Source organism: Streptomyces sp. ISL-100 (genome assembly GCF_018614615.1).
In the GTDB taxonomy this organism is placed as follows: domain Bacteria; phylum Actinomycetota; class Actinomycetes; order Streptomycetales; family Streptomycetaceae; genus Streptomyces.
Genome location: NZ_JAGGOK010000010.1, coordinates 62,265 through 84,392, shown reverse-complemented (window position 1 = coordinate 84,392; position 22,128 = coordinate 62,265). Strand labels below are relative to the sequence as shown.

The window sequence follows — 22,128 nt, the reverse complement described above, 5'->3', positions numbered from 1 at the left end:
AGTACGCCTCGGCTCGACGGCGTCGCCTGCGGCGGGCTTTCCCCCCAGCCCCTCCGCGCTTGAGGAGCGGGGTCCGGGGCAGAGCCCCAGTTCCTCACCCCCGGTACCGCACCCGGTGTTCCGCCAAGTGCGCCAGCACCGCGTGATTCGCCTCCCACCCGTCCGGGAACTTGGCCGTGACGCCAAGCTGCACCGGCTCCGTCGACGGATGCTCGTCGAGCAGATCCGCCACCCCCTCCCGGCACACCACCACGCACGCGTGCCGATGCCGTGAAGCCAGCACGCACAGCCGCCCCGTCTCCAGATGGAACGCCGTCGCGTCCGGCCGCCCCGACAGCGGGTGCAGCACCACCGTTACGTCGAACTCTCGCCCCTGGAGCCGGTTCGCCGTATCGACCGCGACGCCCACCACGCCGAGGTCGGCCAGCGCCGCCCGGACCGCCGCCGCCTGGTCGCGGTGGGCCGTCCCGACCGCGACGCGGTCCGCCGTCACCGGGACCGGGTCGGGGGAACGCTCGCTGACCGCCGCGCCGCCGCGGTCCAGGAGGCGGCGTACGACCTGAGCCACCGCCCGCACCGCCTCCGGGTCCGTACGCGGGGTGTGCCGGGCGGGAAGTTCCAGCAGGCCCCAGCCCGAAGCGGCCGCTTCGTCCAGCACCCGGTCGGGCCCGGAGCCGTCGGAGGCAACCCCGAAACTGAGCCGCCGGTCGCCGTGGCCCGTACCGCTGCGGAAGGGGGTGTACGGATAGAACGCGTCCGAAACCAGCGGCGCGGCCGACGCCGGAAGCCGCCAGGACACGGGCAGCCGGTGCTGCGGCAGCTCGGGATTGTGGGCCAGCAGGGTCGAGACCGCGCTGGCCGACGGGTCGTACGACAGCCCCGCCCACTGCTCGGCGCCAACGATGGAGAACGGGTCCAGCTGACCGGGATCGCCGACGAACAGCGCCCGCTCGAAGAGCCCGGCCACGGCGAGCAGCGCGTCCGAACGCATCTGGTACGCCTCGTCGACGATCGCGTGCGTCCACGGGTCCGTGGTCTTCACGTGCGCCCACTTCGCGGCCGTCGAGATGACGATGCCCAGGCCCGCCAGATCGCCCGCCTTCGCGGACTTCCGTACGTTCGCCAGGTCGTCCAGGGCCTTGTCGTACGGGTCGGTGTCATTGCTGTGGAGGCGGCCGACCGGGAGGCCCGGTTCCTTCTCCGCCAGTCGCAGCACCAGGTCGTCGACCTGGGCGTTCGTCTGCGCGATCACCATCAAGGGGCGTCCCGCGGCGGCCAGTTCGAGCGCGGCCCGCACCACCAGCGTCGACTTGCCCGCACCGGGCGGCGAGTCCACGACAACGCCGCGGTGCGCGCCGTGCAGCGTGTCGTGGAGGATCGCCGCGGTCGCGCGGCCGGCCTCGGCGCCGGGGTCGAAGCGCGAAGCCCCGGCCCCGGTGGAGAGGGGATGGTTCACAGCTGGTCCTCCGGGGTCACGGGGTCGGGGTGCTCAGCAGCCGCGCCGGGCGGGCCGCCGTGCGTCCAGGGGGTCGCTTCCGGATCGGGCAGCTGGGGGCCGCCGCGCTGGTCGTGCTCGAAGAGCGTCCAGCAGATCCGCTCGCCCTTCTCCGGCACGGACCCCGGCGCCGGCTCCTTGCCGCGGCCCATCTTGTCGGTCACCCGCAGCACCAGGACGCCGGTCTCGTCCTCGTACCGTACGAACTCCGCGGTCTGCGGCCTGCCGTCCAGCGAGCGGTAGACCTTCGTACGCTCGCCCAGGTGCGGGGCGTCGTCCGTGCGGACGGTGACCAGGGGGCGGGGGCTCGGCCGCTTGCCCTCGCTCATGGTCATCACCACGTCCAGGACCTCGCTGGTGAACGCCTCGCCGGCGAGCCGCCGCCCGGCCATCACCAGCGGATCGTCGAGCGCCTCCTGTGCCTCCAGCTGCGCCTGCGCGGTCTCGCGGGAGGCGAGCTTCTGCGCGGCGGTCACCGCGTCGTCGCGCCGGGGCTGCGGCGGCTCCCCGGCCCGTACGCGGTCGCGGTGGCCGGTGTACGACCAGCGGTCGCGCGTCCAGCGGTCCGCGGCCCGCGTCCCCTCCGGCAGCTCCCGCAGCAGGTCGAGCCCGCGCCACACGGCGTTCCAGGTGGGCAGCATCTGAGCCCGGAGCAGCTCACGGATGTGCCGTTCGGCGGCGGCGAGTTCACCCAGGTGCGCGTCCGCCGCGAGGCCGTCCTCGGCGGCGGCGAGCGCCTTGCGGGCCCGGTCGTAGCGGTCGATCGCGGGGGCCAGCAGCTTGTTGTCGAACGCCGGGTCGGTCGCGGGGCCGGCCGGCGGGCACACCAACTGCCCTTCCGCGTCGCGCTCCAGCTCCGCGCGCAGCGCCGCGTCGGCGCCGGACTCGCACTCCGAATTCTCCGGGTCGATCCAGGCCAGCAGCGCACCCAGATGCTGGTCCTCCAAGTTGGACTGCCCGGTCGCCCAGTGGCGGCCCAGCAGATCGGTCGCCGCGAGGAGGAGAGAGGACCCGGGCACCCGGGCGCGCTCGCCGTAGTGCGTCAGCCAGCGGCCGAGCAGCGGGATGTGCGGCGGCGCGGGGTAGGGGGTGTCCGGATCTTGCTCGACCGTACGCCGGAATCGCATCGAACGCCCGAGGAGCCGTACGTACTCGATGCCCGCCCGGCTCGGCACGATCAATTGCGGTGCGTCCGCGCACAGTTCGACCTCGACCTTGACCCGCTTCCCGGTCTCGGGATCGGTCTCGTTGCGCTCCGCCGCCTCGACGTCGTCGGCGTACCCGTCGATGTACGGCAGGACTGTCTCGGCCAGCTCCGCGAGAAACGCGAACCGCAGGTCGCGGTCGCGGGGCTGCGTCACGGCGAGCAGCCGCGGGGCCTCCCGGTCGGTGCCGACGAGCGCGCCGAGCGGCGCGCCGGCCTCGCCCGCGGTGGTCAGCGGCACGAAGACCATCGGGCGCTCGGACAGGTGCCGGTGGCGGACGGTGGCCAGGGTCTGTGCGCGGCCGCTGCGTACGGCGTCGAGCCGGGCGAGGGTACTGATCAGCGACATGTGGCGCCTTTCTGTGGGCGGCGGGCAAGTTCCCCCACCCGCCCCTTCCCGAAGCTGGGGCTCCGCCCCAGACCCCGCTCCTCAAACGCCGGAGGGGCTGAAAATGGAAGCAGGGGGACCTGGGCCGGCGTCAGCACCGGACCTCCGACACCGCCAGCGCCTCCGACCGCAGCGTCGCCGCCCGGCGCAGCGCCGCCACCGTCGGGTCGGCCGGGTCGCCGGACTCGCCCTCCGCCGCTGCCAGGACCTCGCCGATCGTCGTCAGGCCGCCGAGCTCACCGCGCACACTGCGGCCCAGCGCCTCCACAGCGCCGGCCGCCCGCGCCTTCGCCCGGCAGTGGAAGGCCAGTTCGCACGCGGCCAGGCACTCCGGGGCGTACGCCGCGTCGACCGACTCCACCGCCGCTGCCAGGTCCTCCGCCGGGCTGTCGACGTCGAACGTCGTGCCAGGAGGGAGCGCGGCGGTCAAGTCCTCGATGCGCGTCAGGCGGTCCAGCTGGCGCCGGGTCACCGATCGCTGCTTGCGTACGTCGACGACCGACGCCGCAGGCAGGTTCGAGAAGTCCTTGGGGCAGACCAGCAGCACCGAGTGCCGCACCTCGGCCCCCGTCACCTTTGCCGCGACCCGCTCCAGCGCCAGGACGTACACGGCGGCCTGGCGCGCCGCCGCGCCCACCTTCGCCGCGTCCGCCGAGCCGTCGAGCATGGGGAAGGACTTGATCTCGACGACCGTCCAGTGGCCGTCGGGGTGCACCACCACCGCGTCGGGCTCCAGGTACGCGGGGGAACCCGCCACCTCCAGGGCCAGCATCGGGTGGTCGAGCAACGCCCAGGCCCCGGCGGCCGTGGCCGCGCGCAGCGCCAGCGCCGTACGCGCCGCCCGGCCCTCGGGGCCCGCCGCCGCCAGGTCGGGTACGTGCGTCTCGCCGGGCACGGGAGCCTCGCAGCCGGTGGTGGCGCCCATCCGTTCGTACAGCAGCCGCATCAGTTCCGTGCCGCCGTCGGCCTTGACCCGGGCCTCGAAGGCATTGCCCCGCATGAACGCGAACTGTGACTGGCCGAAGGCGGAAGGGGATCCGAGCGCCGCGGCGAGCGCGGCCTTGTTCACCCCCGCGCCGTCGAGCAGCGCGCGGCGCTTGCAGCCGGGGTTGGCGGCGAGCGCCGCCAGCGCACGCGCGTCCAGGGGCAGCGGTGCGACGGACGGGCCGCGCAGCTCAGCGAGCCGCTGCCGGAGTGCCGTCGCCGGCGCCCGCGTCGGCGCTTTCGCTGCCGCTGCCGCCGTCGCCTGCGGAGGCACCCGCGGAGGTGCTGGTTCGGGTCCGCTGCCCAGGGATTCGCTCACCCTCGGAAGTCTCGCATCCGGCACTGACAACGCCGCCCGCAACGAGGGATTTCACCCCGCCCGACTGCGGGAAGAAACGGTCCCGCACCTGATTGGCCAAACGCATGAAAGGCCTGGTCAGTCCCAGTCCGACGCCCATCACGGCGGCGCCCGCCACCGCGTCGAGGAAGTAGTGGTTGGCCGTCCCCATGACCACGAAAGTGGTCAGCAGCGGGTACGCGACACCGAGCGACTTCATCAGCGGCGTACGCCCGTGCCGCCACAGCATCACCCCGCACCACAGCGCCCAGCCCACATGCAGGCTCGGCATCGCCGCGTACTGGTTGGTGAACCCGCCCAGCCCGCGCGGCGCGCTCGCCTCGGCGCCCCACCAGCCGTACGCGCTGTACTGCGCCATCGTGTCGACGAAACCGTGCCCCGCTTCGAGGAGGCGGGGCGGGCAGGTCGGCATGAGCGTGAAGCCGATCAGGCCGAGGAGGGTCGACAGCATCAGCCAGGTCCGCGCGGCCCGGTAGCGGACCGTGCGCCGCCGGAAGAGCCAGACGAGGATCGCGGGGGTGACGACGTAGTGCAGCGACGCGTACGCGAAGTCGGCGGGTATCCCGAGCCAGGAGTGTGCGGTGAACAGCCGGTTGAGGGGATGCTCGGCGTTGAGATACAGGAGCTTTTCGACGCGCAGTATCGCCAGACCGTGCTCCACGGCAGTCGCCTCGCCGCCGCGTACGAGCAGCCGGCCGCCGGTGTACGCGGCGTAGACGACCACGATGAGCAGCAGCTCGGTCCACCAGCGGGGCCTTGGGCGGGGCGCGGTGTCCTGCATCCGGGCAATCTCCATTTGTCTGCATGTGCGGCCTACGGGCTGACTGGCCACCCTTTCAACCGTACGGTGTATGGGAACGCGTACACGCACCGGGTACGCGAGCGGTACGCGAGTAGGTGGACGTGGAAATCCCCCCGGAGGTTGCCCCTCCGCCCGGTGCGCGATGATGGTGGGCCGCCCTTCGCACCGTCCAGGGAGACATCGTCATGGCACCGCGCATCCTGCTGGCCCGGCACGGACAGACGGAATGGTCCCTGCTGGGGAAGCACACCGGCAGGACGGACATCCCCCTGCTCGACGAGGGCCGCCGCGGCGCGAAGCTGCTCGGCGAGCGCCTGAACCGCGCGCCGCTCGACGGCCTCCCGGACGCCGAGGTGCGCACGAGCCCGCTCCGGCGGGCGAGCGAGACCTGCGCGATCGCCGGGTTCGGCGAACGCGCGCAGGAGTGGGACGCGCTGATGGAGTGGGACTACGGGGCGTACGAAGGCATGACGCCCACCCAGATCAAGGCGGAGCGGCCCGACTGGTTCATCTGGCGCGACGGGGTGCCGGGCGGCGAGACGCTCGCGCAGCTCTCCGACCGCGCGGACGAGGTCATCGCCTGGGCCCACTCGGCCGACCGCGACGCGCTCGTCTTCGCGCACGGCCACATCCTGCGCGCCATCGGCGCCCGCTGGCTGGGCCTGGACGTATCGTTCGCCGCCCGCATCCGACTGGACCCGACGTCCCTGTCGGTCCTCGGCTGGGCGTACGGCGACCCGGCGATCGAGCGCTGGAACGACGTCGGGCATCTGGGCGGCTGACCCGACGTCGCTCATGGCCTGACGCCGTACGACGCAGCCGGCTCGACGAAGCATCGCTTCGTCGAGCCGGCTGCGTACTGCTTCAGCGGCCGGACAACGTCCGGGGGGCGCGGAGTTCGAGCAGGGTGATGTCCGCCGGGGCGCCGACCCGGACCGGCGGACCGAAGAAGCCCGCCCCGCTCGTCACATACAGCGCCGTGTCGTCGACCCTGCCGAGCCCGGCGCTGACCGGATTGGACAGCGCCGTCACCGCGGTCAGCGGGAACATCTGCCCGCCGTGCGTGTGTCCGGAAACCTGGAGGTCGACCCCGTGGCGGGCGGCCTCCTCGGCGAACACCGGCTGATGGGCCAGCAGTACGACGGGACGTGACGTGTCCCGCCCGGCCAGTGCTCGCCCGAGGTCCGGGCCACGGCCGGTCTCCTCACCGGCGAGATCTTCGACCCCGGCCAGGTCGAGGAAGGCGCCGTTGTGCTCGATCTCCACGCGCTCGTTGACCAGCGGCCGGACGCCGACGTCGCGCATCTCGTCCAGCCAGTCCTCCACGCCGTCGTAGAGGTACTCATGGTTTCCGGTGACGAAGTAGCTGCCGTACCGCGATTCCAGCCCTTTCAGGGGGCGAGCGGCGGGTCCCAGCTGGGAGGCGGTTCCGTCGGCCAGGTCGCCGACGATCGTCACCAGGTCCGCCTGGAGCCCATTGATCATCCGGACGATCCGCTCGGTGTGGGAACGCCCGAGCATGGGCCCCAGGTGGATGTCACTGACCACGGCGATACGGAGTCCGGCCAGGCGGGTGTTGACCTTGGAGAGGGCCACCGGTACGCGTTTGATCAGCGGGTCGCCCAGGGCCACGGACATGCCGTAGCCGACGGTGCCCAGGGCGGCGGCACCGGCGAGGGTGCCCACGGCCCGGCCGAGGAACAGCCGGCGGCCGACCAGGAGGTCGCTCGCCGCAGGAGTGGCCGCAGGAGTGGAGCGAGGCTCCGGAGTCTCAGGAGTCGGTGCGGGGCCGGACGTCACCAGCACCGCCGGCTCCGGTTCGGCAGCCCGAACCGGCGCGGATTCCCGCTCGGTACGCCGCCATCCGCGCACCAGCAGCGCCCGGGGCACTTCAAGTACGACGAGCGCCAGCAGCAGGTAGAGCAGTACCCCGATCAAGGTGTAGCCGGGCCACGCCACCCACCGTCCGCCGCCACCGTCCGACGGATCGAACAGCGGGGTGGCGATCCGGGCCCCGGGGGCGGCCAGCGCCGAGGCCACCACGGCCCCCGTCGCCAGCCGTCGTGCGCGGGTCGCGCGGCTGGTGGTGTCACGGACCAGGCGTATCCACAGGTAATAGTGGATGGCGCCGGAGCCCACCAGCATGAGCGCCCATACTCCGATTCCCAGCATCGTCTCTCCTCGGGGATCTTGGCGGAAGCGGAATCAGGAGCGGGGGCCGGACGCGCCGGTTGACGCGCCGACGGCGGACGTGGCGTCACTCCGGGCAGTCCGGGCGGTGACAGGCTCCGACGGGTCCGACTCCGAGATGCCGAACCGGTCGTGCAGCGCACGCAGCGGAGCCGGGGCCCACCAGTTGGCCTTTCCGGCCAGCCGCATGAAGACCGGCACGAGCACCGCCCTGATCAGTGTGGCGTCGACCAGGATCACCACCACCATGCCGATGCCCAGCATCTTGAGGAAGACGATCCCGGAAGAGGCGTACGTGGCGAACGAGGCCGCGAGAATTACTGCCGCCGAGGTGATCAGCGGGCCACTGCGCTCCAGGCCGACGGCCACCGCGCTGACGTTGTCGCCGGTGCGGTCGTACTCCTCCTTGATCCGCGACAGCATGAAGACCTCGTAGTCCATCGAGAGGCCGAACGCGGTGCAGAACATCAGGATGGGAATGCTGGGCTCGATCGAGCCGCTCGGTGTGAAGCCCAGCAGCCCGGACAGATTTCCGTCCTGGAAGATCCACACGAGGGCGCCGAACATCACCGCCATGCTGAGGGTGTTGAGCACCATCGCCTTCGCCGCAAGCAGCACACTGCCGGTCATCAGGAACAGGATCACAAAGGTGACCACCAGGATCAGTCCGAACACCAGCGGCAGCCGGTCGACCAACTCGCCACGGAAGTCGCTCAGTTCGGCCGGATAGCCGCCGATCCTCACATCGGCCGCCACGGTGGTGCGGATGTCGGAGAGGACCCGGTCGATGTCCTGGTCGAGGCCGTGGTGGGTCGCGACGACCGAGTACCAGGTGTCCTGCTCGTGCGCGAACCTGCCGGAGGAGTCGTTGGGCTCGGCGATCTTCCGGCCCTCGGCGTACGAACCGGTGAGCGCGTCGACCTGGTGAATGTCGGAGATGCGGGACAGCGAGACGGCCGTCGCCTCGATGGCGGCACGATTCGCTTCCTCGCCCGCTTGGCCCCGGTGCAGGACCTGAATGGCGTCCATCTCCTCCGCGGCGAAGTTGTCACGGATCTGCTGCTGCACCACCCGGCTGGACACGTCCTTGGGCAGTACCCGCTCGTCCGGTACGCCGAAGGTGAGACCCAGCGCCGGCGAGGCGAGGCCCAGCAGGACCACCAGCGCCGGGATGCCCCACAGCAGCGGCCTGCGCATCATGCGCAGCGCCGTGGTGTGCCACCAGCCCTCGTCGGACCGGGCGTCGTTCGCGTTCTTGCGGACGACGCGGTGTCCGAGGCGGGCCAGCGAGGCCGGCAGGATCACCAGCGCGGCGAAGACCGAGGTGAGGACGGTGCCGATGCCGGCGTACGCGAACGAACGCAGGAAGGGGAACGGGAACAGCAGCAGGCAGGCCAGCGACACCATGACGGTGAGACCGCTGAAGGCGACGGTGCGGCCGGCGCTGGCGACCGCGTGCTCGACGGCGTCGGGGACGGCCCGCCCGGCCCGCAGTTCCTCGCGGAACCGGTTGATGACGAAGAGGCTGTAGTCGACGCCCAGTCCGATGCCCATCACCAGGGCGAGGTTGGCGGCGAACGTCGAGACATCGGTGAAGTACGTGACGATGTGCATCAGCGCCAGCGTGGTGATGACGGAGAAGAGGCCCATGCCGAGGGTGAGGACGGCGGCCGAGAACCGGCGGTAGATGGCGAACAGCAGCAGCAGCACCAGCGGGAACACGATCATCTCGGCGCGCAGGAAGTCCTGCCGGGACTGCTCGGCGGCCTGCCGGAACACCTCGTCACCGCCGCCGACCCGGACGTTCACCAGCTCGCTTTCCCGGGTGAAGCCCGGGGAGAACTCGCCGAGTGCGGTACGGGCCTCGGTCACCGTGCCCGCCATCCGGGCGATGATCAGGGCCTGCTTGCCATCGGTGCCGCGCATGGCCGGCGAGTTGCCCCGGGACCAGTACGACGAGGCCTCGGCCACGCCCTTCTGCCCGGCCAGCTCCTTCTCCAGCTTGCGGCCCTCGGCGGCGATCGCGGCGTCGTCCACAGTGCCCTGCTTGGCCGTGACCATCAGCAGCACGCTGGGCGTGCCCGCTTCGAACTCCCTCTCCAGGACGGCCCGGGTGCCCAGCGACTCGGATCCGGGACTCTCGAAGCGGCTGAGCACCAGGCGGTCCATGGCGCCGGCGGCGAGCGCCAGGCCGATCACGGTCAGCAGGACACTGACCCAGATCACGAGCCGGGACCGGCCTGCGGCCACCCGCCCCCACCGTCGCAGGGCCGGCGGACTCTCTTCGGGGCTGTTGGCGGCGAATTGACGTGTAGTCGGCACTTTCCACTCTCCGGGATGGGGGATTTCGGGGGGGATTTCAGGGGAATTTCGGGGGGCTTTGGGGGCGTGGGCCGGGGTGATGAATCACAGACCGCGGGCGTCGAGCCACGCGTCGATCCGGTCGAAGGTGCGGGGCGCCGAGCGGGCCATCGTGGCGTAGTGCCCGGCCCCCGGAATGTCAATGAGCGCGGTGTCGGCCCCGGTGAACAGCCGCCGGTGGGCGGCGCCGCCGGTGACCCGGGCGTCGTCGTCGCCGTACACCAGCAGCACCGGGACCTTGATCGATCCCACGTGTTCCAGATCTGTGAAGACGGAGTCGAGCTGTGAGGTCATGTCACCGCAGGGGTGCCGGTTCTGGTGCGGGGTGGCGGCGGCCATGACGCGCTGCTCGGTGTCGTGGAAGTTGCCGCGCCGGAACTGGTCGGGGCCCAGGTCGTAGTACACATAGCCGCTCGGGTCCGAGGGCTTGCGGCTCGGCTGCCCGCCGGCCATGCAGCTCTGCAGTGCGCTGAAGAAACGGGTGTTGGCCTCCGGGGTCAGCCCTCGGTCGGTCCAGTCCATGATCATCAGCCCGTCGATCCCGCCGAAGGAGTACGCCGCGATCTGGACGACCTGCCCGCCGTTGGACTGCCCGGCCAGGGTCACCTTGTCGAAACTCGTCACGGTGGCGGCCGGGCCCTCGGCGGGCTTGCCGTCGACGGTGTAACCGCCGTCGCGCAGCTGGCGGACGATCTGGTGGGCGATGTCCGCCTCGGCGCCGATGCAGGTGTCGAAGCCGTTGGGGCGGTCGCTGTCGCCGTAGCCGAGCCGGTCGATGGTGACGGAGGCGTGCCCGCGCTTGGCGAGCTCCTCGGCGTAGTGATAGCCGGGTACGTCGAGACGCCAGTACCACTCGCCGGCCGCGATCCCGTGCTGGTAGAGCGTGACCGCCCGCTTCTTGCCGGACAGCACGCTCGCGGGCGCGGTCAGGTGTCCGCGAACGCGGTACTTCCCGCCGTCCGCGCGGCAACCGGTCTTGCTGCGGTTGTCATTGCGTACGGTGAAGGAAACCGGGACATCCACGATGTCCTGCGCGGCCATACGCGCGGCGGTCGCCCTGGCGGCGGCTGCCGCTTCGGCCGGGGTGGGCACGGACGTGACAGACGAGACGGACGTTCCGGTTGTCTTCTCCGACGCCGCCGGGGAGTCGGCCGCCGCCGTCATGGCCGCCGCGACAGGGCTCGCCAGCAGCGCGAGGGCCGCGCTCAGTACGGCGATCCGCTTGATGACGCTCATGCGGTCCTCGCCTCTCGTCCTGCCGCCCGAAGGGCAGGCAGCTGTTGGTGTGCGCGGTGCCATGCGGCCTGGTCGGCGAGGGTCTGTTCCAGCGGACGGAAGGTGACGTCGAGTTCATGGGCGGCCCGTGCCGAGGAGACCCTGCGGTGGTGTCCTTCGAGCAGCGCGCGCATGCCGGTACGGGTGGCAACGGGCGTCCTGCCGCGTACCTTCGCCTGCCACTCCAGGGCCGAGGCGAGCGCCATGGCGGCCTGCGGGGGCAGCTTGCGCGGCACCTCCCCGGTGCCGGCCGCCCGGACCACGGCCGCGCAGATCTCGTGCAGCGGATACCAGCCGCCCGCCGCGATGTAGCGGCGGCCGGCGCCGCCGCGCTCCGCGGCGGCGACACAGGCGGCGGCCACGTCGCGGGCGTCCACGACGTGGTTGCCCGCCGTGGGCAGCGCCTTCAACTCGCCTCGCGCCACCGCCAGGAAGAGCCGTCCGGCCGAAGTGGGACCCGCATCGCCGGGACCCCACATCCAGCCCGGCAGGACAAGCGGCACGCGCAGTCCGTACGTCCTGCCGAACTTCTCGTCGAACCCGGCGATCATCCGCTCGGCCCGGATCTTGCTGGACCGGTAGTGGTTGCCCCGGTCCGGGCGGCCGTTGGGGGTGTCCTCGTCGCCGGGCGACTGGGCGTCGCCGCCGCCCAGTACGGCGATGGAGCTGGTCTGTACGACGGAGGGCACCTGGGCGTCCACCGCCGCCTTCAGCAGATCCTCCACCGCGTCCACGTTGGTGCGGTACAGCAGCTTCAGGTCGTGACCCGGCTGGTAGTACTCGCGGAAGTACGCGGCCGTGTGGATCACCGCGTCCATCCCGGGCAGTGCGCCCTTGTAACTTCCGATGTCGGTGACGTCCCCGGTGACGAGCCGCAGGGCGGGATGGTGCGGCAGCTGGGTGCGGGCGCGCTCGGCGTTGCGTACGACTGCCGTGACCTGCGTACCGGCGGCGAGCAGCCTGGTGACGACGGCGTGGCCGAGCAGACCGGTGGCCCCGGTGACCAGCACGGCACCCGGCCCGGGACGGGAGGGCTTCCCCGCGCCGGTGTGGTCAGCGGGTGGCGGAGTGTCGCTCATGCGACTTCCTTTCGGCGGGTTCGGCGGGTTCGGCGGTTTGGGAGTCCTGCGGAATGTCAGGGGTGTCGCCGGGTGCCGGGCCCGGCTCTTCGCGCAGCCCGAGACGGCGGTGTACGCGGCGCAGCGGGCCGGGCGCCCACCAGGCCCGGTGGCCCAGCAGCCTGAGCGCGGCCGGCACCAGCAAGGTCCGTACGACAAGGGCGTCCACCAGCACGGCCAGCGCGACGCCGAAGCCGAGCATCTTGGTGTTGGTGATCCGCGACAGTCCGATGGAGACGAACACCACGCTGAGGACCACGGCGGCCGCGGTGATCAGCCCGCCGGTGGTCCGCATGCCGCGTACCACCGCCGCCCGGTGGTCGCCCGTACGGTCGAAGTCCTCCTTGATACGGGCGACCAGGAAGACGCCGTAGTCCATGGACAGGCCGAAGGCGACGCAGAACATCAGGACGGGCAGGGTCGTCTCCACGTCTGCGGTCGCGGTGAAGCCCAGCAGCCCGGACATATGACCGTCCTGGAACACCCACACCACCGCACCGAACATGGCGGTCAGGCTCAGCGCGTTGAGCCCGACTGTCAGCAGGGGCATCACCACGCTTCCGGTGAGCAGGAAGACCAGCAGCAGCGTCGCACCGAGCACGAAGGCGAGCGCCGGGGCCAGGCCACGGCCGATCGCCGCCTTGCTGTCCACCAAGGCCGCCGCAGGGCCGCCCACCCACGCCCCTTCGGGCGCGGACGCCTTTCGCGCGGCTTCCACCAGCGCCTGGCGGGAGGCCGACGTCGCGGCCGTGTCGTCTTCTGCGACCACCGTCACCAGGTTGTGGCCGCCGGTGCGGCGGGAGGAGTCGGCGGGCGTCGGGAGGTCCGAGCGGCGACCGTCACGGTAGGTGCCCGCCGAGGACTCGACCCGGGTGACCCCGTCGAGCCGGGACAGCTTGCCGGCGAGCCGCCCGGCGGTGGACCGTGCCTCCTCGGCGGAGGCTCCGGCGGCCCGCAGAAGAACGGGAACCGAGCCCTCGGGTGAGCTGTCGAAGTCGTCGCGCAGGCTCTCCTGGACGGCCCGGGGCTCGCTCGCGGCGGGCAGCTGCCGGTGGTCGGCGGTCCCGAAACGGGCGCCCAGGAACGGCAGTCCCAGCATCAGCAGGAGCCCGGTCACCACCACGGTCACCAGCGGAGCGCGGCGCATCACCTCGTCGGTCAGCCGCCCCCTGGAGCGGGCCGAGCGGTCCGAGGGGTCCTGCGCCCGGCCGGTGCGTCGGCGGCGTACCTGCAGCGCGTCCACCCGGTGTCCGAGCAGCACCAGCACGGCGGGCAGCACCGTCAGCGCGGTGAGCGCGGCGATCAGCACCACGCTGATGCCCGCATAGGCGAGGGAGCGCAGGAAATACAGCGGGAAGACGAGCATCGCCGCGAGGGAGACCGCGACGGTCAGTGCGGAGAACAGGACGGTACGGCCCGCGGTACGAACTGTGCGCAGCACGGCGTCCGAGGGGACCGCCCTGGCGTCGATCTCCTCGCGGAATCTGCGCACGATCAGCAGCGCGTAGTCGATCGCGAGCCCGAGGCCGAGCGCGGTGGTGAGGTTCTGGGCGAATACGGACACCTCGGTGAACCCGGTGACCAGGCGCAGCGCAGCGCCCGTACCGAGGACGGTGGTCAGGCCCACCAGCACGGGGAGGGCCGCGGCGACCACACCGCCGAAAACCCACACCAGGACGGCCAGGGTGAGCGGCAGAGCGATCAGTTCGGAGCGGGTCAGGTCCTCGGCGACGGTGCTCTCGATCTCGTTCTGCACGGCGAGTGCGCCGGAGATCCGTACGTTCAGCTCACCCTGGTCGCCACGGTAACGCGGTGCCAGCCGCTCCAGTTGGTCCCGGGCCAGGTCGTCGCCGCCCTCGATCCGTGCGGCGATCACGGCCTGCCTGCCGTCGCGGGAGCGCAGCTCTTCGAGGCCGGTCTGCCAGTACGACACGACACCGACGACCGACTGCTCGAACGCAAGCCGCTCGGCCAGCCGCGCACCCTGCTGGGCGAGCTGCCGGTCGTCGACCTGGGCGGCTTCGGGGACCGACACCAGCAGAACCAGATTGGGCTGTTGCTCCGGGTAGTGCTCCTCCAGCACGCGCTGTACGCGCGCCGACTCCGAAGAGGGGTCCGTCGTACCGCCGTTGCTCAGCCGTTCGGGCAGGTCCGCGCCGAGGAGTACGGCGTCCAGGATCAGCACGACGGCCGCTACCAGGAACAGCCACGGTCTGCGGACGACGTGTGAACCGAGGGACTTCAGTATCACGCCGCACGTCCCATGGCGGCGCCGAGCACCGACACCCCCGCCGCCAGTCGCGCCAGCTCGCGGTGCGAGGACCAGGCGCCGACCGCGCCGTCCGGCCGTACATAGATCACCAGCGGGCCTTCCTCGGCCAGGCCTGTCAGCTTCCTGGAGGCGTCCACGGCCCGCAGGTACGACAGGTCGCTCGCCCCGCCGCCCCGGGACTCCGCGCTGGTCACCAGCACGACATCCGTCTGACCGCTCACAGTGGAGCGGGCCACGATCCCGGCCGCCGCCTGCGCCGCGTGCTCGCCGTCCGCTGTCTGCGCGCCGTCCTGGAGGACCAGCAGGGTGTGCCGGCCGGCGGCGAGGTGCGCGTGCAGGGACGCCGCCACTGTTTTGGACAGCGGCCGCCACGAGGTGTCGGGCAGCCGCACCCCGGGCCGAAGGGCGGCCTTCCCGCTCCTGGCACTCCTGGTGCTCTTCGCGTTCTTGGCGCGGGACACCGGGAGCCGGCCCGGCACTGCCGGGCTCGACTCCAGACCCGGGTCGAGCTGGGCGAGTTCGGGAACCAGCTTGCGGTCGAGCGCTCCGGTGGCGGACGCCACCCTCAGCAGGGTGTCGCGCAGCACCCGCTTGGGGCCTGCGCGCAGCATCCACAGCTGGGTCTGACGGTCGGAGTTGCGCAGCGCCCGCAGGGCCGCGGGCCGCCGCTCCGCCTCGTAGCTGTCGAGCAGTGCCGGGTCCGCGCCGTGGCTCACAGCGGCCAGCTTCCAGCCCAGGTTGAAGCCGTCCTGCACACCGGTGTTGAGGCCCTGACCGCCGGCCGGGCTGTGGCAGTGGGCGGCGTCCCCGGCCAGGAAGAGCGGGCCCGCCCGGAACGCGTCGGCGACCTTCGTGTGGACGCGGAAGATGCTGCGCCACCAGGTGGAGCCGACCTTCCAGCCCTGCGGGCCGCGGGCGGTCAGCAGCTCTTGGAGATCCTCGTCGGACAGCGGCTGTACGTCGCCGGTGACATCGCGGTCGAAGAAGACCCGGTGTCCGCCCCCGGGCAGCGGCACGACAACCAGCACGCCCTCGGGCGTCAGGTGGTACTGGGCCTCGTCCTCCGGCAGATCCCCGCTGAACTCACCGTCACCCCAGCAGGAAGTCGCGTGCGTAGGTGCTGCCTTCGAAGGCGATCCCGGCGGCCTTGCGGACCTTGCTCTGCGTACCGTCCGCGCCCACCAGCCAGCGCGGTGACACCACGGAAGGCGAATTGGGGCCGGGGACCGCGATCGTGGCGCAGACCGGTCCGGCGGGGCCGGAGATGAGCCTGGCGTCGACGAGCTCGGTGTTCCACTCGACATCGCCCCCGAGCCGCAGCAGCCGCTCGTACAGCACGCTCTCGGTGACCGATTGCGGTACGCACAGCGGGTGCGGAAACGCGGTGTCGGCCAGCGAACCGAAGCGCACCCGCCCGGCGCGCTTGCCGTTCGACCAGTACGACGCTCCGGAGAGCGGCAGCGAGCGCTTCACGAGGCAGTCCGCGACATCGACGCGTTGCAGCACTTCAAGGGCGCCGCTCCACAGGATCAGCGCCTTGGGGTTGCCTGCCGGGCCCTTGCGCCGGTCGATGATCCGGCACTTCACGCCGTGCTGGAGCAGTGTGCAGGCGGTCGTGAGTCCGGTGGGGCCGGCCCCCACGATCAGTACGGTGTCTTCCTTCGTCATACCTGGCTCCTGACGTGGAAGGCACCGCGGGAGCGGAGCAGGGCGACAACCTGGTCGATCGCCTCGTCGGTGGTGGTGAAATTGACGGCGAGCATGCCGACGTCCGAGGCGGCGGCGCAGTTCTCCTCCAAGTCGTCGAGGAAGAGGCACTCGTGCGGCGCCGCGGGCAGCCGCTCCAGCAGCCGCCGGTAGATCAACGGGTCGGGCTTGCGCACCCCCTCGGCCGACGAATCGACGACGGCGTCGAAGAGCTCGTCCACGGGGAGCTGGGCCCGCCAGCGAGGACCCCACTCCACGACGTTGTTCGTGAGCAGGGCGGTGGTGTAGCCCAGCCGGCGCAGCCCGCGCAGGAACGACACCAGGTCCTCATTGACGGTCCTGGCGCGGAACCACAGTTCGCCGAACTCCTGTCCGCCGAGCAGACCCTGGCCCTTGCCGTCCGGCAGCTCGGCGAGGACCCTCTCGACCATCTCGGCCTCGGTGCACCGGGCGGTCTCCAGGTCGGCCATCGGGCTGCGGCCGTATCGCGCGGTGGCCGCTGCGAACGCGTCCCGCAGCTCGTCGACCGGTACGCCCACCGTCGCGGCGAAGGCCGCGAAGGTCTCGTGCAGCGGATTGGTCAGTACACCCCCGTAGTCGACCACGACAGTGGTGATCTGCGGGGAGGTCACTGCGCCACCTCCAGGCGGAACGAGGCGACGACGCGTTCCTGCTGCACGATGTCGACCACGACGGGCACGACCAGGGTGCCCAGCGACTCGTCCAGCCGGAACTGCTCGACCCGCGCCACCGCCCGGGCGTGCAGGTCCAGTTCGGCGAACTCCTGGAAGGTCGCGTCCAGCGAGGTCACCTGAAGACCGGTGGCCGATATGGAGTGGAGCGACGAAACGGAGGCCGCGGCCAGCTGCCGGGCCGCCTCCAGCAGGAGGTTGCCGGGAATGTGGTCGAGGCGGTGGTCGAAGAGGTGAGGGTGCGTCGTGTCGGACAGCACGGTGGCGGACAGGGTGCTGTCGCCGGCCCCAATCGCCTGCGTGATCACCACGTTGTACGGATCGCGCCGGCCCACGGAGGCCGGGTCGGCCGCCACATGGGTGGGCAGCACGCCGATGGAGCCGACCAGGGCGTCGCGGCGGCGGGCGCGCAGCGCGCGGTAGACGCTGCGCGTGAAGAAGGCCAGCCCGCCGCTGAAGCGCAGAGCGGTTTTGCCCTCGATGCTGAACGATCCGGTGAAGTCCAGGGCCTGCACCCTGCCGTTCCGCTTGCGCTGCGGATCGACGGTGAACGTCACGACCGCGCGGGACGGCCGGTCGTCGGTGCGTACGGCGGACAGATCCAGCATCTGCATCCGCAGACTGCGGAAGATGAAGGACTCGTCCAGGCCCACATTCTCGTAGGCGTGGGCGAGGAACACCCCGCCCTGCCGCAGCACTTCCACCAGCAGGAGGAAGTCGTGCGTGCCGGAGTTCTCGCCCATGATGTGCGCGCGCGGCAGCTGGGCCGCCACCTCGTACGTGTCGGGCTGGTCCGTCGTACGCCGCGAGTCGGTGAGGAACACCTCGGCGATCGCGGCGCGGTGCACCATGGCACGCGGAACGGTGCTGTCGTATCTCAGTGCGGAACGGATCTGGTCCTGCTGCGCTGGGCCGGTCATCGTTTCTCCAAGCAAGAGGGCGGGGACCGCACCACCTTGGAGGAAGGGGTTTGACCAAACGCTGGTCAAGTCGTTGGAAGATCCGCTGACTGCCCCTTGGCCGCCTTCGGCTGCCCTTTCACGGAAGCCCAGGAGTCCCCACACGCGCAGGGCGGAGTCAAGATGTCGCGCAGCGTGATCTCGGTCTCACTTGATCTTCGGTCGGCTGAAACTGGCCGGTAATACTTAGTCTTGCGAACAACGTTTCCGGGGGGAATTCATGTCTGGTGTGTTATTGCGCGACCGTGGTTTCAAGGACCAGGAAGGTCCGTCGCAGCTGCGATTCCGTCTTCTCGGTCCGCTCCAAGTCACCTACGGCCCCACGATGATCGAGCTCGGCCCGCCCAAGCAGCGGGCCCTGTTGGCGGTACTGCTCCTCAAGCCGGGCATCGAGACCGGCGTGGATCAGCTGATCGAGTCACTGTGGGGCGAGGACTACCCGGCGTACGCGAAAAACCTGATCCAGAAGTCCATCTCCGGCCTGCGCGGCCTGCTGGCGGACGGCGAGCCGGACGGCCGGGGTGTCTCGCTGGAGTGGTCCGGCAGCGGCTACCGGCTGGATGTCGGCAATGCCGAAGTGGACCTGTACGTGTACGAACGGCTTGCCTCGGCCGGCATCCTGGCGGCCCGCGAGGGCGAGATCCTGAAAGGCGTACGGCTGCTGGAGAGGGCGCGCACGAGATGTCCGTCGGACCGCTCGCCGAAGGGCTGGAGGGGCCCATGCTGGAGCGTGAACGGCTGTATCGCCAGGAGCGCTTCCTGGCGGACATGGAGGTACGTGCCGAGCTGGAACTGGAGCTGGGCGGGCACCGCAACGCAGTGCCGTACCTGTACTACGCGGTGCACAAATATCCGCTGCGGGAACGGTTCGTATGGCTGCTGATGCTCGCGCTCTACCGGTCGGACCGCGGTAACGAGGCACTGACGGTGTACGCCGACCACCGAAGCCGCGTCGTGCGCGAACTGGGCGCCGAACCGGGCCAGGCCCTGCGGGCGCTCCAGGGGCGACTGCTGCTCCAGGACCCGCAGTTGATGGTGCTGTCCACGCTGAGGCAGGACAGCGGGGCGGCCGGGGGCCCTCCGACGCCCTTCCCGGAGTCCCCGCTCGCCCGCCAGAGCCCGCTGCGATAGAGCGAGCGCGGCCGTCGGGCCCGGCCCCGGTGCTTACGGCCCTGCCTTTCGCCCTGCTTCCGGCCCCGGTCCGTACGGCCGGCGTTCAGCCGCGGACCCGGGGCTCGACCGCCGCGTGGCGGGCCAGGAAAGGGGCCACCGACGGCGAGCGGCGGTGCGGCAGCAGGACGCGGGTCGTCTCCGAGAGCATCGTCTGCACCCGGGACGACTGCACCTCCTCCAGGAGATCCAGTACGCCCTGTCCTACCGCCGCCGCCTCGTCCGGCGCCCCGGCACGGGCCAGGTCGTCAGCGAGCTCCGCGCGGTAGAGGGCCAGGTTCCGGGTGAAGTGGGTGTCCTGGAGAGCCGCCGCACGCCGGGCGTGCCGGGCCGCGCGCGACCAGTCGCCCAGCGCCGACCAGCACTGCGCCTCCAGCCCTTCCAGCTCCGCCTCCCCGAAGAAGCTCATCCACTCCGGGTCGGCCTGCGCCGTACCGCGCTCGAAGAGAGTCTTGGCGCGGGCGAGCGACTGTTCGCAGCCCGCACGGTCGCCGAGCCCCGCCCAGCCGCCGGCCTCGCGCAGGGTGAGCAGCGACAGCAGCCGCGGCGAAGCCACCTGCCGGGCCGCGCGCTGCCCCGCCTGGGCCGCCCGTACCGCCTCGCGCGGCCGCCCCGTGTCCCGCGCGAGAAACGCCGAGTTGCTGAACGCGTGGGCCTCCAGCGCCGGGTCGCCGGCCACCCGGGCCGTCGCCAGCGCCTCCGCGTAGTGCGAACGGGCGTCGTCGAAGCGGCCGGAGTCGTGCGCGAGCCAGCCCACCGAGAGGGCGAGTTCGCCCGCGCCGGTGTGCAGCCGGTCGGCCATGGATCTGCGGGACGTCGTACTCGCGTCGAGCAGGGCGTAGGCGGTACGCAGGGGCTGTGCGGCGCGCTTGTAGAGGCCGTCGGCGCCGTGCCGGTCGTCGAGCAGCCGGATCTGGCGCACCGCGTCCTCCACGGCGCTGACCTCGGCCTCGCCGACCCGGCGGTGCGCGGTCGGCGCGGGCGTGTCGAAGGCGACGTACGTACTGGATGCTGAGGCACTCGGCGCGGTGCCGAGCCCCAGGGATGCGGCCGCCATGGTGGCGGTGCCGCTCGTCATGAACGCGCGACGCAGCACGTCGCTCTCCTCGTCGATGTTGCTCTGGGTCGTGGTGACATGGGTGGTGGTGGCGCGGGTCGTGGTGGCGCGTGCCCCCCTGCCACGTACCGTTTCGCGGGCCGAGAAGCCCAGGTCCGACAGCGTCAGGCCGGGGAACATGTGCAGGAAGACCCGCTCGTACGCGTAGTTGGGACAGCGGATTTCGCCGGCCTCGACGCGCCCGATGTAGCGGGCGTCGCATGCGACCTGTTCACCGATCTCACGCGCCGCCCGGCGCACGGCTGCGGCGAACTCGGCCGGCGAACGAGACCCTCGCAGTCGGCGGAAGTCGTTGTTCGGCATGGCCAAGCCCTCCCGCAAGGTTCGCGTGCTCCGGCGGAGCAAAAACGTACCGGCTGTGACGAGTCGAACACGCGGGGTTTCGCTACAAACGGGATATCTCACCCACGATTTGCCATGAACTGCCATCCTTTGCGGCGGCGCGGCGCCGTAGCTGTTGACAGCGTCGCGCGTTGAACCATGAGGAGAGGGAGCGCGGCTCCCACTCGAGCGAGGAGGGGTTCCCTTGTTGGAGGCCGGCATGGAGATCAGCGGCTCACGATCAGGCTCACTGTCAGGTCCACTGTCAGGCTCACGGTCGACGGCCAAGCACAGGCCCAGCCAGGAATCCAGCGCCGTTCCGTCGGTGGCGGGGATCCCTGGCGCCGAGCCGTGCGACCTGGTGACGGTCCCGGTGCGCCAGGGTCTCGAAGCGGTGGACATTATCCGCCGTGCCTCCGCGCCCGCCGTCGGTCCCGTCCTGCACGACGGCTCCTGCGCGACCCTCGGCTTTCTCGTGCCCCCCGGCACCGCCGACGGCTGGGACATGCCGGGCAGCGCCTGTACGCAGACCTCCGGACGCGGCCTGCGTATCCCGGCCGTCCTGGCCGGCGACATCGGGGCGGACGCCCCGCCCCTGGTCCCCGAGCCCCCCGTCACCGGGAGTGGCTGGCTGCTGCCGCCCACCGACACGGGCCCGGTCACCGACCCGGCCGTGCTCAGGGCCGCGCTCGGCGAGGCGGCCCGGCTGATCGAAGCGGCCGACCGCGTCCGCTGAACCGATCCGGCCGATCCGGCCGATCGGACCGATCACGCTGCCGGAGCCGATACTGGCTGCGTGGCAAAGAACGCAAAGAACAAGCGGCGCGAGCGCGCCGCCCCCGAGCCGGTCGTCGAGCACGTCGACGGCGGACTCGCCGAGCTGATACCCGACCGGGACCGCCCGCGCGGCTGGACCCTGCTCATCGACGGCGCCCCGCAGTCCCACGTGGACCTCGACGAACCGTCCTACCTCGACTTCGCGTACCAGCGCAGGCTCGGCCACATCGCCGATCTCACCGCCCCGCAGGGACAGCCCGTACACGTCCTGCATCTGGGCGGCGGCGCCTTCTCCCTCGCCCGTTACGTCGCCGCCACGCGGCCCCGCTCCACGCAGCAGATCGTGGAGGTGGACGCGGCGCTCGTGCAACTGGTGCGCAAGGAACTCCCGCTGGACGCCCAGGCCCGTATCCGCGTCCGCTCCGTCGACGCCCGCGCCGGGCTCGGCAAGGTCGCGGACGGCTGGGCGGACCTGGTGATCGCGGACGTGTTCAGCGGCGCCCGTACACCCGGACACCTCACGAGCACCGAATTCCTCGCCGACGTACGCAGGGTGCTGAAGCCCGGGGGCTTCTACGCCGCCAATCTCGCCGACGGCCCGCCGCTCGCGTACCTGCGCGGCCAGATCGTCACCGCGGCCACCGTCTGGCCCGACCTCGCCCTGGCCGCCGACCCGGCCGTGCTGCGCGGCCGCCGCTTTGGCAACGCGGTGCTGCTCGCGTCGGACCGCACGCTGCCCATCGCCGAATGGACCCGCCGCATCGCGACCGACCCGCATCCCGGGCGGGTGGAACACGGCCGGGAGCTGGCCGACTTCACGGGCGGCGCGGCCGTGGTCACGGACACGAGCGCGCGGCCGTCACCGGAACCGCCGGCGTCCGCTTTCAAGTAGGCCGCGGGCGCGCGCTCAGGACCTCAAGACGTCAGGACGTCAGGAC

Annotated in this window: 18 protein-coding genes and 1 pseudogene; 5 read left to right on the top strand and 14 right to left on the bottom strand. The window is 71.6% G+C overall.

Annotated elements, in window-relative coordinates; translation table 11 throughout:
- Positions 1-94: 94 nt before the first annotated feature.
- The 4 genes from J7E89_RS05815 to J7E89_RS05800 form a co-directional block, all read right to left on the bottom strand.
- Positions 95-1,456, bottom strand: a complete 1,362-nt coding sequence (locus J7E89_RS05815; protein ID WP_214969123.1) for an AAA family ATPase — start codon at positions 1,454-1,456, stop codon at positions 95-97.
- Positions 1,453-3,048, bottom strand: coding sequence for a hypothetical protein (locus J7E89_RS05810; RefSeq protein ID WP_214969121.1), 1,596 nt, complete (start codon positions 3,046-3,048; stop codon positions 1,453-1,455). Before J7E89_RS05810 ends, J7E89_RS05815 begins: the two co-directional genes overlap by 4 nt.
- A gap of 130 nt (positions 3,049-3,178) precedes the next feature.
- Complete coding sequence (locus J7E89_RS05805) at positions 3,179-4,345, bottom strand: hypothetical protein (RefSeq protein WP_374196791.1); 1,167 nt, start codon at positions 4,343-4,345, stop codon at positions 3,179-3,181.
- Positions 4,263-5,210 (bottom strand): phosphatase PAP2 family protein, encoded by a 948-nt coding sequence (locus J7E89_RS05800; RefSeq protein WP_214969119.1) that lies wholly within the window; start codon positions 5,208-5,210, stop codon positions 4,263-4,265. Before J7E89_RS05800 ends, J7E89_RS05805 begins: the two co-directional genes overlap by 83 nt.
- Positions 5,211-5,416: 206 nt before the next feature.
- Between J7E89_RS05800 and J7E89_RS05795 the strand changes: the two genes are divergently transcribed.
- Positions 5,417-6,013: a histidine phosphatase family protein gene (locus J7E89_RS05795; RefSeq protein WP_214969116.1), complete on the top strand. Its 597-nt coding sequence runs from the start codon at positions 5,417-5,419 to the stop codon at positions 6,011-6,013.
- Positions 6,014-6,095: 82 nt separating this feature from the next.
- On the opposite strand, the gene J7E89_RS05790 is transcribed toward J7E89_RS05795, so the two are convergent.
- The 9 genes from J7E89_RS05790 to J7E89_RS05755 form a co-directional block, all read right to left on the bottom strand.
- Complete coding sequence (locus tag J7E89_RS05790; protein WP_214969114.1) at positions 6,096-7,403, bottom strand: metallophosphoesterase; 1,308 nt, start codon at positions 7,401-7,403, stop codon at positions 6,096-6,098.
- Positions 7,404-7,436: 33 nt separating this feature from the next.
- Complete coding sequence (locus J7E89_RS05785) at positions 7,437-9,671, bottom strand: MMPL family transporter (RefSeq protein ID WP_308315349.1); 2,235 nt, start codon at positions 9,669-9,671, stop codon at positions 7,437-7,439.
- Between the two features lie 156 nt (positions 9,672-9,827).
- The gene (locus J7E89_RS05780) at positions 9,828-11,018 is read right to left on the bottom strand and encodes an alpha/beta hydrolase (RefSeq protein WP_214969110.1); all 1,191 of its coding nucleotides are present in this window, start codon (positions 11,016-11,018) and stop codon (positions 9,828-9,830) included.
- A complete protein-coding gene (locus tag J7E89_RS05775) occupies positions 11,015-12,136 on the bottom strand; it encodes an NAD-dependent epimerase/dehydratase family protein (protein ID WP_214969108.1) in 1,122 nt (373 codons plus the stop codon). The genes J7E89_RS05780 and J7E89_RS05775 overlap by 4 nt, the downstream gene beginning before the upstream one ends.
- Entirely contained in the window at positions 12,111-14,426 is a 2,316-nt protein-coding gene (locus J7E89_RS05770) for an MMPL family transporter (protein WP_214969106.1), read from the bottom strand. The genes J7E89_RS05775 and J7E89_RS05770 overlap by 26 nt, the downstream gene beginning before the upstream one ends.
- Positions 14,423-15,475, bottom strand: coding sequence for an FAD-dependent monooxygenase (locus J7E89_RS41750; protein WP_308315348.1), 1,053 nt, complete (start codon positions 15,473-15,475; stop codon positions 14,423-14,425). The genes J7E89_RS05770 and J7E89_RS41750 overlap by 4 nt, the downstream gene beginning before the upstream one ends.
- Positions 15,476-15,536: 61 nt before the next feature.
- On the bottom strand, positions 15,537-16,115 hold the full coding sequence (locus J7E89_RS40610; RefSeq protein ID WP_251060150.1) for an NAD(P)/FAD-dependent oxidoreductase: 579 nt from the start codon (positions 16,113-16,115) through the stop codon (positions 15,537-15,539).
- A complete protein-coding gene (locus J7E89_RS05760) occupies positions 16,112-16,786 on the bottom strand; it encodes an HAD family phosphatase (RefSeq protein WP_214969104.1) in 675 nt (224 codons plus the stop codon). Before J7E89_RS05760 ends, J7E89_RS40610 begins: the two co-directional genes overlap by 4 nt.
- Positions 16,783-17,766, bottom strand: a complete 984-nt coding sequence (locus J7E89_RS05755; RefSeq protein ID WP_214969102.1) for a ScbA/BarX family gamma-butyrolactone biosynthesis protein — start codon at positions 17,764-17,766, stop codon at positions 16,783-16,785. Before J7E89_RS05755 ends, J7E89_RS05760 begins: the two co-directional genes overlap by 4 nt.
- A 259-nt stretch (positions 17,767-18,025) precedes the next feature.
- Between J7E89_RS05755 and J7E89_RS40605 the strand changes: the two are divergent.
- Together J7E89_RS40605 and J7E89_RS05745 are read left to right on the top strand one after the other, a co-directional pair.
- Positions 18,026-18,352, top strand: a pseudogene (locus J7E89_RS40605) (winged helix-turn-helix domain-containing protein); the annotation flags it as partial.
- 134 nt (positions 18,353-18,486) lie between these two features.
- Positions 18,487-18,936 (top strand): AfsR/SARP family transcriptional regulator, encoded by a 450-nt coding sequence (locus tag J7E89_RS05745; RefSeq protein ID WP_251060149.1) that lies wholly within the window; start codon positions 18,487-18,489, stop codon positions 18,934-18,936.
- Positions 18,937-19,021: 85 nt separating this feature from the next.
- Here the strand turns inward: J7E89_RS05745 and J7E89_RS05740 are convergent, their stop codons facing one another.
- Positions 19,022-20,395 carry a hypothetical protein gene (locus J7E89_RS05740; protein WP_214969090.1) on the bottom strand — a complete coding sequence of 458 codons (1,374 nt, stop codon included), beginning with the start codon at positions 20,393-20,395 and terminating at the stop codon, positions 19,022-19,024.
- 238 nt (positions 20,396-20,633) lie between these two features.
- Between J7E89_RS05740 and J7E89_RS05735 the strand changes: the two genes are divergently transcribed.
- Both J7E89_RS05735 and J7E89_RS05730 read left to right on the top strand, forming a co-directional pair.
- Positions 20,634-21,149, top strand: a complete 516-nt coding sequence (locus J7E89_RS05735; RefSeq protein ID WP_214969474.1) for a hypothetical protein — start codon at positions 20,634-20,636, stop codon at positions 21,147-21,149.
- A gap of 60 nt (positions 21,150-21,209) precedes the next feature.
- Positions 21,210-22,082 carry a spermidine synthase gene (locus J7E89_RS05730; RefSeq protein ID WP_214969088.1) on the top strand — a complete coding sequence of 291 codons (873 nt, stop codon included), beginning with the start codon at positions 21,210-21,212 and terminating at the stop codon, positions 22,080-22,082.
- The last annotated feature ends 46 nt before the right edge of the window (positions 22,083-22,128 follow it).